Source organism: Sphingomonas sp. Xoc002, from assembly GCF_050408055.1.
In the GTDB taxonomy this organism is placed as follows: domain Bacteria; phylum Pseudomonadota; class Alphaproteobacteria; order Sphingomonadales; family Sphingomonadaceae; genus Sphingomonas; species Sphingomonas yabuuchiae.
Genome location: NZ_CP191175.1, coordinates 1,308,757 through 1,322,036, shown reverse-complemented (window position 1 = coordinate 1,322,036; position 13,280 = coordinate 1,308,757). Strand labels below are relative to the sequence as shown.

At 67.2% G+C, this 13,280-nt stretch carries 11 protein-coding genes; 7 read left to right on the top strand and 4 right to left on the bottom strand.

Going from position 1 to position 13,280, the window contains the following annotated elements:
• Positions 1-36 precede the first annotated feature (36 nt).
• A complete protein-coding gene (locus tag ACQR50_RS06060) occupies positions 37-2,217 on the top strand; it encodes a catalase (RefSeq protein ID WP_428970197.1) in 2,181 nt (726 codons plus the stop codon).
• 151 nt (positions 2,218-2,368) lie between these two features.
• Here ACQR50_RS06060 and ACQR50_RS06055 read toward each other — a convergent pair whose 3' ends face one another.
• Both ACQR50_RS06055 and ACQR50_RS06050 read right to left on the bottom strand, forming a co-directional pair.
• The gene (locus tag ACQR50_RS06055) at positions 2,369-2,971 is read right to left on the bottom strand and encodes a hypothetical protein (protein ID WP_428970196.1); all 603 of its coding nucleotides are present in this window, start codon (positions 2,969-2,971) and stop codon (positions 2,369-2,371) included.
• An 11-nt stretch (positions 2,972-2,982) separates the two neighbouring features.
• Entirely contained in the window at positions 2,983-4,158 is a 1,176-nt protein-coding gene (locus tag ACQR50_RS06050) for a zinc-dependent alcohol dehydrogenase (RefSeq protein WP_428970195.1), read from the bottom strand.
• 135 nt (positions 4,159-4,293) lie between these two features.
• On the opposite strand from ACQR50_RS06050, the gene ACQR50_RS06045 reads away from it, so the two are divergent.
• From ACQR50_RS06045 to ACQR50_RS06030, 4 genes are all read left to right on the top strand, one after another.
• Positions 4,294-6,138: a PAS domain-containing protein gene (locus ACQR50_RS06045; protein ID WP_428970194.1), complete on the top strand. Its 1,845-nt coding sequence runs from the start codon at positions 4,294-4,296 to the stop codon at positions 6,136-6,138.
• 87 nt (positions 6,139-6,225) lie between these two features.
• Complete coding sequence (locus ACQR50_RS06040; RefSeq protein ID WP_428970193.1) at positions 6,226-7,026, top strand: Crp/Fnr family transcriptional regulator; 801 nt, start codon at positions 6,226-6,228, stop codon at positions 7,024-7,026.
• Positions 7,023-7,556: a hypothetical protein gene (locus tag ACQR50_RS06035; RefSeq protein WP_428970192.1), complete on the top strand. Its 534-nt coding sequence runs from the start codon at positions 7,023-7,025 to the stop codon at positions 7,554-7,556. The genes ACQR50_RS06040 and ACQR50_RS06035 overlap by 4 nt, the downstream gene beginning before the upstream one ends.
• A gap of 12 nt (positions 7,557-7,568) precedes the next feature.
• Positions 7,569-8,732 carry a zinc-dependent alcohol dehydrogenase gene (locus ACQR50_RS06030; RefSeq protein ID WP_428970191.1) on the top strand — a complete coding sequence of 388 codons (1,164 nt, stop codon included), beginning with the start codon at positions 7,569-7,571 and terminating at the stop codon, positions 8,730-8,732.
• An 89-nt stretch (positions 8,733-8,821) separates the two neighbouring features.
• Here the strand turns inward: ACQR50_RS06030 and ACQR50_RS06025 are convergent, their stop codons facing one another.
• Positions 8,822-9,133, bottom strand: coding sequence for an ArsR/SmtB family transcription factor (locus ACQR50_RS06025; RefSeq protein ID WP_428970190.1), 312 nt, complete (start codon positions 9,131-9,133; stop codon positions 8,822-8,824).
• Between the two features lie 132 nt (positions 9,134-9,265).
• Between ACQR50_RS06025 and ACQR50_RS06020 the strand changes: the two genes are divergently transcribed.
• The gene (locus ACQR50_RS06020) at positions 9,266-10,000 is read left to right on the top strand and encodes an SDR family oxidoreductase (RefSeq protein WP_428970189.1); all 735 of its coding nucleotides are present in this window, start codon (positions 9,266-9,268) and stop codon (positions 9,998-10,000) included.
• A gap of 150 nt (positions 10,001-10,150) precedes the next feature.
• Positions 10,151-11,296 carry a metallophosphoesterase gene (locus ACQR50_RS06015; protein WP_428970188.1) on the top strand — a complete coding sequence of 382 codons (1,146 nt, stop codon included), beginning with the start codon at positions 10,151-10,153 and terminating at the stop codon, positions 11,294-11,296.
• Between the two features lie 41 nt (positions 11,297-11,337).
• Here the strand turns inward: ACQR50_RS06015 and ACQR50_RS06010 are convergent, their stop codons facing one another.
• Complete coding sequence (locus ACQR50_RS06010) at positions 11,338-13,128, bottom strand: ABC transporter ATP-binding protein (RefSeq protein WP_428970187.1); 1,791 nt, start codon at positions 13,126-13,128, stop codon at positions 11,338-11,340.
• Between the last annotated feature and the right edge of the window lie 152 nt (positions 13,129-13,280).

Below are 13,280 nucleotides of genomic sequence, written 5' to 3'. Positions count from 1 at the left end.
AGGGCAGACATTCCTCGACGACGCAAAGGCAGCATCATGGCGAACAAGACCAAGTCCAGCGCAGGCGCGACAAAGGGCGAGACGTCCACCACGCCCCCTGCCCTTCCTGCCGGATCGGATACGCCCACGCATTATGCCGAGCCACAGGGCCATGGGGGAGAGACGCACCAGAGCACCGACGACACGGCTCGGACGCTGACCACCCAACAGGGCGTTCCCGTCTCCGACAATCAGAACAGCCTGCGCGCGGGCGAGCGCGGACCGACGCTGCTCGAAGACTTCATCCTGCGCGAGAAGATCTTCCACTTCGACCATGAGCGCATCCCCGAGCGCGTGGTCCATGCACGCGGCTATGGCGCGCACGGCGTGTTCGAACTGACCGACAGTCTGGCCGATTACACCCAGGCCGATGTGCTGAGCACGGTCGGCCAGCAGACCGAGGTATTCGTCCGCTTCTCGACGGTCGCGGGCAACAAGGGATCGATGGATCTGGCGCGCGACGTGCGCGGCTTCGCGGTCAAATTTTATACCAGGCAGGGCAACTGGGACATCGTCGGCAACAATATCCCCGTCTTCTTCATCCAGGACCCGATCAAGTTCCCCGACCTGGTCCATGCCGTGAAGCAGGAGCCCGACCGCGCCTTTCCCCAGGCCCAGTCGGCGCACGACAATTACTGGGATTTTGCGTCCTTAAGCCCCGAAGCGTGGCATATGGTCATGTGGCAAATGTCCGACCGGACGATCCCGCGCTCCTTCCGCACCATGGAGGGCTTCGGCGTGCACAGCTTCCGGCTGGTCAATGCCGAGGGCAAGTCGACCTTCGTCAAATTCCACTGGAAACCACGCCAGGGCCTGCAATCGGTGCTGTGGAACGAGGCGGTCAAGATCAACGGTGCCGATCCCGATTTCCACCGCCGCGACCTGTGGACCGCGATCGAAGGCGGCGACTTTCCGCAATGGGATCTGGGTGTTCAGTTGTTCGATCAGGAAACGGCCGACCGCCTGCCCTTCGACCATCTCGATTCGACCAAGCTGATCCCCGAGGAAGAGGTGCCTGTCCGCATCATCGGCACGCTGACCCTGAACCGCAATGTCGACAATTTCTTCGCCAACACCGAACAGGTCGCCTTCTGCACCCAGAATGTCGTGCCGGGCATCGACTTCTCCGACGATCCGCTGCTCCACGGGCGCAACTTCTCCTATCTGGATACGCAGCTGAAGCGGCTGGGCGGGCCGAACTTCACCCATATCCCGGTCAACGCGCCGCGCTGCCCGGTGATGAACTTCCAGCAGGACGGTCATATGGCGATGCGCAACCCCAAGGGGCGTGCCAATTACGAACCCAATAGCTGGGGCCCCGATGGCGGTCCGCGCGAGAACCCGACCATCGGCTATCGCAGCTTCCCCGCCGAGGTACAGGGCACCAAGCAGCGTATCCGCGCCGAGACCTTCGCAGACCATTACAGCCAGGCGCGGCAATTCTTCGTCAGCCAGCAACCCATCGAGCAGAAGCATATCGGCGACGCGCTGGTGTTCGAGCTGTCGAAGGTCGAGCGGGTCGACATCCGCGCGCGCGCCGTCTCGCATCTGCGCCTGATCGACGAAGGACTGGCCGCGACGGTCGCGGATGGGTTGGGTCTCGACCTGCCCGAACCGGCGAAGGCCGCAAAGCCGACGCGCGATCTGCCGCCCTCGGCCAAGCTGAGCATCCTGTCCAACGGTCCCAAGGACTTCAAGGGGCGCAAGATGGGCATCCTGCTCACGGACGGCAGCAGCGCCGATCTGTTCGCTGCCCTGACGAAAGCGCTTGAGGCGGAGGGGGCGCTTTGGGAAGTCGTCGCGCCCAAGATCGGCGGCGTGACGCTCGACGACGGCACGAAAGTCGCCGCCAAGCAGAAGATCGATGGCGGCCCCTCGGTGCTCTACGACGCGGTGGCGGTCCTGCCATCCGAGACGGGCGTGGCTATGCTCGCCAAGGATGCGACAGCCAAGGACTTCGTCGCCGATGCCTTCGCCCATTGCAAATTCATCGGTCACAATGACGCCGCCAATGCCCTGTTCGACGCCGCCGGGGTGACGGAACGGGACGAAGGCTTTGTCGGCCTTGCCAAGGCCAAGGACGCCAAGACCTTTGTCGGCCAGTGCCGCGCGCTTCGCCTCTGGTCGCGAGAGTTGAACGTGGACCTCGATGCGGCGTCGCTTCGAACATCGCAGTAACGAGCAGGAGAACGGGAAGGCCCGGCAAAGCCTTCCCGTTCCCACAGACCCCGGCAAGCGCCCCGTCCGGGCACAAGGCGCGGTCCGGGAAGATATCGCAGACCACGCCACCCCCCGTCCGCGTCCCGGCATAGGGGTGGCGCTCCGACCGTCAGGTCTCTGCCTTTGTCAGCGCAGGCACCGGTATCGCCGCCGCCACCCTGCCCTCCGCGCGGTAGTCGGGCGGGATGTCAAAATCCTTGCGGGCGAGACCACGCGATGCCTGTGCACCCTTCGGCAGGCCCGACCGGTCCGAATAGTCGCGGTCGGCGTCGGGTTCGCGCCGGTGCGCGGCCTTCACCCCCTTGAACGCGGCGACATCGAGCAGCGTGATCCCGGCCACCAGCGCGGTCGCGATCGCGGCATTGCGCCATTTCGGGTTGTCGCGGTGCAGTGCGCCAGCCAGCGTGGCGAGGTCGAGCGCGTCGCCGCCGATCCGCGCGGCCAGCCCGACCGGCTTGTCGATCGACAGCGTCGGTACCGCGCTGGCCAGTTCGCGCGCACCATAGGCGCGGATCAGCCCTTCCTTGTCGTCCAGCCCCAACGAGCGGGCGAGGCGGCCGGGCGCGATCAGCTCGGTCAGGCCCAGCCCGACCGAGAACCAGCCGAGCGCGCGCGCCAGCCGGTCGGCTCCGGTCAGCGAACTCGGCCCCTTGCGTTCGACGGTCGGGTCGCCCTCCGAACGGGCGATGCCGGTGATGGTGGTGAGTGACATGGATGCCTCCTTCAGGGTTGGAGCATGACCTTGACGCAGCCGTCCGCCTTGTCGCGGAAGGTCGCGTACATCTCGGGTCCCTTGGACAGGTCGACCTTGTGCGTGATGACGAAGGAGGGATCGATCTGCCCGTCCTCGATCCGGCGGAGCAGGTCGCCGGTCCAGCGCGGGACATGCGCCTGCGCCATGCGGAAGGTCAGCCCCTTGTTCATCGCCTGTCCCATCGGGATCTTGTCGACGAGGCCCAGATAGACGCCGATGATCGAGATGACGCCGCCCGGGCGGCAGACATAGATCATCTCGCGCAGCACGTGCGGGCGGTCATTCTCCGCCATCAGCATCTGCTTGGCCCGGTCGAGCATCGTGTCGGGCTGGCCGAAATTGACATGGGATTCGGTGCCGACCGCGTCGATGCACCGGTCCGGCCCCTTGCCCCCGGTCAGCTCGTTCAGCCGCTCGACGACGCTTTCCTCCGCGAAATTGATCGTGATCGCCCCCGCCGCGGCAGCCATGGACAGGCGTTCGGGCAGGTGATCGATCGCGACCACCTGTTCGGCGCCCAGCAGGATCGCCGAGCGGATCGTCATCTGGCCGACCGGGCCGCAGCCCCACACCGCCACCGTGTCGCCGGGCTGGATATCGGCCTGCACCGCCGCCTGCCAGCCGGTCGGCAGGATGTCCGACAGGAACAGCAGCTTTTCGTCATCGATGCCGTGCGGCACCTTGATATGCGTCGTGTCGGCGAACGGCACGCGCAGATATTCCGCCTGTCCGCCGGGATAGCCGCCGGTCAGATGGGTATAGCCGAACAGCCCCGCGGTCGCATGGCCGAACGCCTTGTCGCCCAGTTCCTTCTTGCGGTTGGTCCGCTCGCAGACCGAGAAATTCCCCCGGCGGCACTGGTCGCATTCGCCGCACTGGATGGTGAAGGGAATGACGACGCGGTCGCCCTTCTTCAGCGATCCCTTGGCCGCGCTGCCGACCTCGACCACCTCGCCCATCGTTTCGTGCCCCATGATGTCGCCGGGCAGCATCGCGGGGACGAGATTGTGAAAAAGGTGGAGATCCGAGCCACATATCGCACAACTCGTAACCTTGATTATGGCATCGCGGGGATGCTCGATCGCAGGGTCGGACACCGTGTCGTACCGAATGTCCTCCTTGCCGTGCCAGACCAGGGCTTTCATGCCGCTCTCCTTGGTTGCGTGGCCAGGAGGTACGATCCGCCCCGTCGCTGGCCCATCCGGGCGATCCCTAGGGAAGTTTACCCGGTCCGCGACGCTCGCCGCCGCAACCGGCCATGATTGAGGAGCGCCGGCCGCGTGGAAGAATATTCGCTCGCCGCACCCGCCCGGGGCGATGATCCACTCTATGGCGCGGGCGATACGCTGGCGCGGCAGGTGCGCTTTCTCGAGGCGAACCTGTCCGCCATCCCGGACTATGTCTATGCGTTCGACCGGCACCGGCGCTTCGCCTATGCCAATCCGGCGATGCTGGGGCTGGTCGGGCTGACGTCGGAGGAGATGCTGGGCAAGTCCTTTGCCGAACTGGACTATCCCGCCGATCTGACCAGCCTGCTCAACGGCCATATCGATCAGATCTTCGCCGACGGCTCGACCGTCGAGAACGAGGTTTTCTACCGCAGTCCGAACGGCCATGCCGCCTATTTCTCCTATGTCTGGGGACCGGTGCTGGGGCCGGACGGATCGGTCGAGCTGGTGATCGGCGTCTCGCGCGATACCAGCGAGCGGCGCGCCTTCGAGGAGGCGCTGCGCACCAGCGAAGCCCGCCTGCGCGCCGCGACCGAGCTGGTCGGGATCGGCATCTACGCCTGGGACCCGCGCACCGGCGCGCTCGACTGGGACGACCGGCTGCGCGCCATGTGGGGCCTGCCGCCCGGCACGCCGATCGACGAAGCGTTGTTCGAAAACGGCATTCATCCCGACGACCGGGCACGCGTCCGCGCGGCGATCGCCGCCTGTGTCGATCCGGCGGGCGACGGCAGCTATGCGCTGGAATATCGCGTGATCGGCCGCGACGACGGCATCGTCCGCCACATCGCCACATCGGGCCGTACCACCTTCGAGGACGGCCGCCCGATCAGCTTCATCGGCGCGGCGATCGACATGACCGCACAGCGCAACGCCGAGGCGGCGATCCGGTCGAGCGAGGCCCGGTTCAGCGGTTTTGCCGAGCATAGCAGCAACCTGCTGTGGATCGGCGATCCGGCGACCGGCGCCATCCTGTATCGCAGCGCCGCGTTCGAACGCATCTGGGGAATTCCGCGCGAGGACGGCGCGGGGTTCATCACGCGGTGGCTGGAGGATGTCCATCCGGACGACCGGTCGCAGGTCGAACATGCACTGGCCACCGTCGCGGCGGGCGAGGTCACCCAGTTCGAATATCGCATCATCCGCCCCGGCGACGGCACCGTCCGCCGCCTGCGCGACACCAGCTTCCCGATCCTCGACGACCAGGGCGCGGTCACATGCGTCGGCGGCATCGTCGAGGACCTGACGCAGGACGATTCGGGCCAGGTCTATATCGTCGGCACCAAGGCGCTCGAGGCCCGGCAACTGGCGAGCCTCGTCCGGTCGATGGGGTATCGCGCGCGCAGCTTCGAGAATGCGGCGGCCTTTCTCGATATTGCGGCGGTCCTGGCGCCGGGATGCGTGCTGGTCGATCTGCGCAAGGCGAAAGCCGACGGCCTGTCGATCCCGCGCGAATTGAAGGCGCGGGCAATCGCCCTGCCGAGCGTGGTGCTGGACGGGGCGGACACCGACCTGATGTCGGCGGTCGCCGCGATGAAGGCGGGCGCGACCGACTATATCGTGATGGACGACGACGACGCCCTGCGCGCCGGGCTGTCGAGCGCCATCGCCGACTGTCTCGCGGCGGTCCGTCCCGTCTCCCGCGACGAGACCGCCAACGCACGCCTCGCCCGGCTCACCCCGCGCGAGCGCGAGGTCCTGCTCGGGCTGGTCGAGGGCGACACCAACAAGATGCTCGGCAAGAAGCTGGGCATCAGCCCACGTACCGTCGAACTGCACCGCGCCCAGGTCATGAACCGCCTGAATGCGGGCAACCTGGCCGAACTGATCCAGCTCGCGCTGGCGGCCGGGGTCGCGCCGCCTGGCGACGGCCATGCGGCACGGAAGCCTACCTAGGGATGCTACGACTGCCGATACAGGCGTGAAATCCCCAAAAGTCATTGTGACTGAAGGGGTTGAACGATGCTTCACGCGCATTCCGCCATGTCTTCCCGCCACCGGCGCGATCGGACGGCACCCATCCGGGGCGATGTCGGCCCGGCAGCGAACCCGGTCCGCCACGCGCTCGAAGCGGTCCGGTCGGCGTGGTTCGGCTGCGCCACGACGGAGGAATGGCGCACGCTGGCCGACGCGCTGGTCGACATCATTCCGTTCCGCAACGGTGCCATCCTGTCCGGCCCGTTCGATGGCGGTGCCCACCTGCACCTGCTGGTCGAGGGATGGGCGTACCGCGCGCAGGGGCTGCGCGACGGGGCGCGCCAGATCACCGACATATTGGTGCCGGGCGACATGTGCGACTGGATGCCGCCCGCCGCGAACGAGGAAATCCGCGCCAGCGGTACGGCGCGCGTCGCGCTGCTGCGCCGGACCGCGCACGGGCATGACCCGCACGCCCTTGCCGTGCGCCAGGAGCGAGCGCTGATCGCCGAAATCCAGCGGCTTCGCGGGCAATTGACCAGCGTCGGACGGCGCGATGCCCGTGGACGCATCGCCTATCTCGTCGCGGACCTGCACCGCCGACTGGAACGGGTCGGCCTGGTCAGGAGCTGTGCCTTTGCCTGTCCGTTGACCCAGGAACAGCTTGGAGACGTGCTCGGCCTGACCGCCGTCCACATCAATCGCGTCGTCCATGGGCTTCGCCTCGACGGCGTCCTGGCGATCGGCAGACGCCAGGTCGCGATCCTCGACCTGACGCGACTGCACGCGATCGCAGGCTGGCAGGCGGACGATGACGGTCCCCTGCCCCTTTCCTCCGCCACCCCGAACCGTCGAGGTCTATTATGAGCCATGCCGCAACCGAAGCCGCAAGCGAAGCCGAAGCCCAGGCCGACACCGCCACCGCCGCGTCCGTGACGATCGGCAAGCCGGCGGCGGAGTTGCGGTCGCTCTGGCTGGAGCCCGACACCCAATCACGCATCTGGTCGCACTTCGCCACCGTCCGTGCCGTGGACGATTGCACGGCGGACTGGTCCGTACCGGGCCTGACCGGCGGAGACTATCGCTGGCGGACGGTGACGGCCCAGGAAGCGCCGGACCGACTGCGCTGGTCGACGCAGGACGGGGCCGATCTGCCCAATATCGGCGTGCTGGCCTTCCGCCCCGCGCCCGGCGACCGGGGTACCGAGCTGCATCTCGAGGTCCGCTTCGACCCGCCGGGCGGCGCGATCGGGCAGGCGCTGGCCAAGCTGTTCCGTATCGCCCCGCACGAGATCGTGCGCACGGCGCTCTACCGGTTCCGGGCGCTGGCGCTGACCGGCGAAATCCCCACCACCGACCCGCAGCCCGCCGCCCGCCACGACGGCACCGGCCGCTAAGGAGACCTCATCATGCGCGCTTTATGCTGGAACGGCGTCAACGACCTTCGCGTGGAGACGGTCGCCGACCCGGAAATCCTCAACCCCAACGACGTGATCCTGAAGGTCCGGCTGTCGACCACCTGCGGGTCCGACCTGCACCTGATCGACGGTCTGATCCCGACGATGCGCGAAGGCGACGTGCTGGGCCATGAATTCATGGGCGAGATCGTCGATGTCGGCCGCGACGTGACCAAGGTCGCGAAGGGCGACCGTGTGGTCGTGCCCTCGTTCATTTCCTGCGGACAGTGTTGGTATTGCCAGCACGACCTGTATTCGCTGTGCGACACGACCCACCCCAAGCCCGAGTTGCAGGAACCGCTGCTCGGCTATCCGACCGCGGGCATCTATGCCTATTCGCATGCCTTTGGCGGCTATGCGGGTGCGCATGCCGAATATGTCCGCGTGCCCTTTGCCAACACCGACTGTTTCAAGGTGCCCGACGGCGTGTCCGACGAGACGGCGCTGTTCATCTCCGACGCCGCGCCGACCGGCTTCATGGGCGCGGACTTCTGCGACATCCAGCCGGGCGACGTGATCGCGGTCTGGGGCTGTGGCGGGGTCGGGCTGATGGCGCAGCAGAGCGCGATGGTGCTGGGCGCCGAACGCGTGATCGCCATCGACCGCTATCCCGAACGGCTGGCGCAGGCCGAAGCGTTCGGCGCGATCCCGCTCGACTATACGAAGGTGGATGTGGTCGAGGCGCTCAAGGAACTGACCGGCGGGCGCGGCCCGGATGCCTGTATCGACGCGGTCGGCATGGAAGCGGGCGGAACCGGGCTTCAGCATGCCTATGACCGGGTCAAGCAGGCGCTGTACCTGGAGACGGATCGCGGCACGGCACTGCGCCAGGCGATGCTGGCGGTGCGCAAGGGCGGCATCCTGTCGATCCTCGGCGTCTATGGCGTGATGGACAAGTTTCCGCTCGGCCTGCTGATGAACAAGGGCGTCACCGTCCGCACCGCGCAGCAACACGGGCAGGCCTATGTCCCGCGCCTGCTGGAGCATGCGCAGCGCGGCGAACTGACTCCCGCCGCGCTCGCGACGCACCGGTTCGCGCTGGAGGACGGACCGAAGGGCTATGACATGTTCAAGCACAAGGAAGATGGCTGCCTGCGCGCCGTGTTCATGCCCTGAACGCCGAAGCGCGGCCGCCACCAGCGAGCGCCGTTGCCCCTATCCCGATGCGTTGCCCATCGTGACCGCTCCACGCGGTCGGGCGGCAGTCAGGCTGGCCGGTTGGCGAGCACCGCGTCGAGCAGACCCGGAAAGCGCCGGTCGAACTCGGCCCGGCGCAGCGTGTTGATCATCTCGCGCCCGACCTGAGTCGTCTCGATCAGCCCCGCCGCGCGCAGCAGCTTCAGATGGTTGGACAGCGTGCTTTTCGGGATCGTCTCGCACGGTGCGGCGTCGGTGCAACTCAGCCGCTCGGTCGCGGCGAGCCGTGCCACCATCGCCAGCCGATTGGGATCGGCCAGCGCGTGCAGCGCCAGATCGAGCGGAACGTCCTCCAGCCGGGGATGGGTGAAGCGGGGCATGGGACCGATATAGGGCACCACGTGCGATTTAATAGTTCGGCATTATTGAACTATCGAACCGTCACCCTATTTCCTGTCTGCCGACAGCGCACGTCACCGTGATCGCGGGCCATCATTTTTTGGAGAATGCATATGTCGATTCAGGGCAGGACCGCGCTCGTCACCGGCGGATCGCGCGGCATCGGCTCGGCCATCGCCAAGCGGCTGGCGGCCGACGGCGCGACCGTGGCGATCACCTATGCCGGAAACAAGGCTGCGGCAGACGCCACGGTGGCGGCGATCGAAAGCGCGGGCGGCACCGCCTTCGCCTTCCAGGCGGACGCCGCCGATCCCGCGTCACAGCGGGCGGGCGTCGAACAGGCCGCCGCCGCCCTGGGCGGGATCGACATCCTCGTCCATAATGCCGGGGTGGCGGAATTCTCCACACTCGCCGAGGATACCGACGAGACCTATGACCGCCAGTTCGGCGTCAATGTGAAGGGCCTCCACGTCGGCACCCGCGCGGCGCTGCCGCATCTGCGCGACGGCGGCCGGATCATCCTGATCGGCAGCATCTCGGGCGAAATGGCCTTTCCCGCGACCACCGTCTACAGCGCGACCAAGGCGGCGGTGGCGGCGCTGGCCCGCGGCTGGGCCAAGGACCTCGCGTCACGCAACATCCTGGTCAACACCGTGCAGCCCGGGCCGATCGACACCGATATGAACCCGGCCGACAGCGACTTCGCGGGACAGGTTCTGCAGGCGATCCCGCTCGGCCGCTATGGCAAGGTCGAGGAGATCGCCGGAGCGGTCGCGTTCCTCGCAGGGCCGGATGCAAGCTATATCACCGGCACCACGCTGAACATCGATGGCGGTGCGACGGCCTGAGATCAGCAACCGGCCGTGTTAGTAGGCCCGTGAAGATACGACGCGCGCTGCGGTCATCGTGACGGCGGCGCGCGTCGACATCATGTCCAAGCCCCCTCGCCCGTGGCATAGGACGGACACGTACGGCGTGCGCCTCGTTTACAGGCGATATTGCCTGTAAAAGCCGGAGCACGTCCTATCTTCAATGTCGTCTTTGCCGTACCGGCGCTGATCGTCCTGGCGCGCTGGCTTTGGCCCCTGCCGCTACCGCTCTGGGCGAAGATACCCGCAGGCGTCCTGATGCTTGCCGCATCGCAATTTCATCTGTGGAGCCGACTGTCATCCGGTTCGGTCTTCGCGCCCGAATTTCCGCGTCTGGTCGTGATCCTGTTCAACTGGGCATTCGGCGCGCTGCTCCTGCTCGCCATGCTGCAACTGGTGATCGACCTGGGGGCGTTGCTAATGCTGCTGGTACGGCGGGAGGCGATCCGGGAACCCGACGCGCTGCGCTACGCCATTGCGGGCCTGGCGGCGGCGTTGGCCGGGATCGGGGTCGCCAACGCGCTGCGCGTTCCGCCGATCAAGGATGTGACGGTCGCGATCCGCGACCTTCCGCCCTCCTTCGACGGATACCGGGTCGTGCAGCTTACCGACCTGCATATCAGCCGACTCTTCACCGCCGACTGGGCGCAGGCCGTCGTCGATCGCACCAATGCGTCCGGCGCAGAACTTATCGTGGTGACCGGCGACTTCATCGACGGCTCCGTCGGAATGCGGCGCCACGACGTAGCGCCCCTGCAACAGTTGCGTGCGCCGGATGGGGTCTATGCCATTCCGGGCAACCATGAATATTTCTTCGATTACGGCGCCTGGATGCGGCACCTGTCGGGCATGGGGTTCCGCATGCTGCCCAATGCGCATGCGGTGATCGAGCGCGGCGGTGGACGGCTGGTCCTCGCCGGGGTCACCGACCTGTCGGCACCGAGCGTCGGCGAGGCCGGGCCCGATCTTGCGCTCGCCCTGCGAGATGCGCCCGCCAACGTGCCGATCCTCCTGCTCGACCATCAACCCGCAAGGGCACGCGACGCCGCCGCACGCGGCGTCGCGCTGCAACTGTCCGGCCACACCCATGGCGGCATGATCGTCGGGCTCGACCGGATCGTCGCGCGGGCCAATGCCGGGTTCGTGTCGGGGCGGTACGAAGTCGGCGGCATGACGCTCTATGTCAGCAACGGCACCGGCCTGTGGCCGGGCTTCGCGCTCCGGCTCGGCGTGCCGCCCGAGATTACCCGGTTCACGTTGCGCCCGATGACGTAGCGGGAAGGTCGGATGGTTCGGCGAACGGTGCCGGTCGCGGATCAGGCGATTTCCGGCGTCGCCGAACCCGCCTGCCGCTCGAACAGCCGACGATAATGCCCGCCCTCGACGGTCAGCAGATCGTCATGCGTGCCGTCCTCGACGATCCGTCCCGCCGCGAACACCAGAATGCGGTCCAGCGCCCGGACGGTCGACAGCCGGTGCGCGATGACGATGGCGGTGCGGCCGACCATCAGCCGCTCCATCGCCTGCTGGATCGCAGCCTCGCTTTCGGAATCGAGGCTGGACGTCGCCTCGTCGAGGATCAGGATCGGGGCATCGGCCAGAAACGCGCGCGCGATCGCCACGCGTTGGCGCTCACCGCCCGACAGCTTCACCCCCCGCTCGCCGACCAGCGTGCGATAGCCCTTGGGCAGCGCCATGATGAAGTCATGGGCGTTGGCAAGCCGCGCGGCCCGCTCGATCTCGGCCTGGCTGGCATCCGGGCGGCCATAGCCGATATTCTCGGCCAGCGTGCGGTGGAACAGCACCGGTTCCTGCGGCACGATCGCGACTTGCCGACGCAGCGACATTTGCGTCGTCCGTGCCACATCCTGCCCGTCGATCGTCACCCCACCGCCATCGACGTCGTAGAGCCGCTGGATCAGCTTCACGAAGCTGGTCTTGCCCGATCCCGATGGCCCGACCAGACCGACCCGCTGCCCCGCCGGGATGGTAACGCTCAGACGCTCGTAGAGCGGGCGGTCCTGCCCGGCATAGCGGAAGGTCACGTCCTCGAACCGGATCGCACCCGCCGCGATCGCGATCGGGCGCGCGTCCTCGCGATCGGCGACGCCCAGCGGCTCGTCGTGCAGCGCGACCAGTTCCTCCATCTCGTTCACCGAGCGTTGGAGCTGATGGACATATTGCCCGATGTCGCGGAGATAGCCGTTCAGAACCAGATAGCTGGTGATGACATAGGCCATGTCCCCCGCGCTCGCCTGTCCGCGTGCCCACAGCCATAGCGCCGCACCGGTGGCCGCGATGCGGAGGAGCCACAGCAAGGCGAGCTGGCCGGATCCCGCCCAGGTGAATGCCATCCAGGTGCGACGCGTGCGCCGGTGCCACTTGGCGACGGTCCGCGCGAGCAGCGCTTCTTCCTGAGCCTCGCCGCCGAATGCCTTCACCACCGCGTTCGTACCGATCGCATCGGCCAGCACGCCGCCCATCCTGGTGTCCCACTGGTTCGACAGCCGCGCGATCGGTGCTAGCACCCGCGTCGCCAGCGCGACGGTCAGCACGATATAGGCCAGCGCCCCCACCCCCATCACCAGCCCAAGCAGCGGCCAGTGCGCGGCAAGCAGGACCACCGTCCCGACCAGCACCGTCAGCGACGGCAACAGCGAGAGCAGCAACACGTCGTTTAGCGTATCGAGCGCCCACATGCCGCGCGTGATCCGCCGCACGGTTGACCCGGAAAAGGCGTTGGCATGCCAGTCGGACGACAGCCGCTGGACACGCGCGAACGCCTCCTGCGTCACGTCGCGCATCATGCCGAGCGTCAGCGGCGTGATCGCCCACCAGCCGAGATGGCGGAACACCACCATGGCCGCCCCGAGAACAGCTATGACACCGAACGCCAGCCACGCCGCACCGGCATCGCCACCACCGACGGCATCGATCATCCGACCGGCATAGAGCGGCACGAACACCTCGGTCAGCGTCGACAGCAGCATCGCCATGGCGCATGCAGCCGCCAACAGCGGCGTCCGGCGCCACAGGCGGAAGGTGAAGGACAGCACCTTGCGCAGCACGGAGGCGCGCGGAAACAGGTCTTCGTCGTCGTCGGTCATGGAAGCATTACCGCACCAGTCGGCGCGGCCCTTATGTCAGCGATGGTGGGAGCGGCTGTCGGTGAAAGCCGCGCAGGTCAGTGGCGGGACAGGCCGCCGATGCGCTGAATCCCCCGGACGGGCGTGATCTGATCGGTCATGGTCGCCCTCCT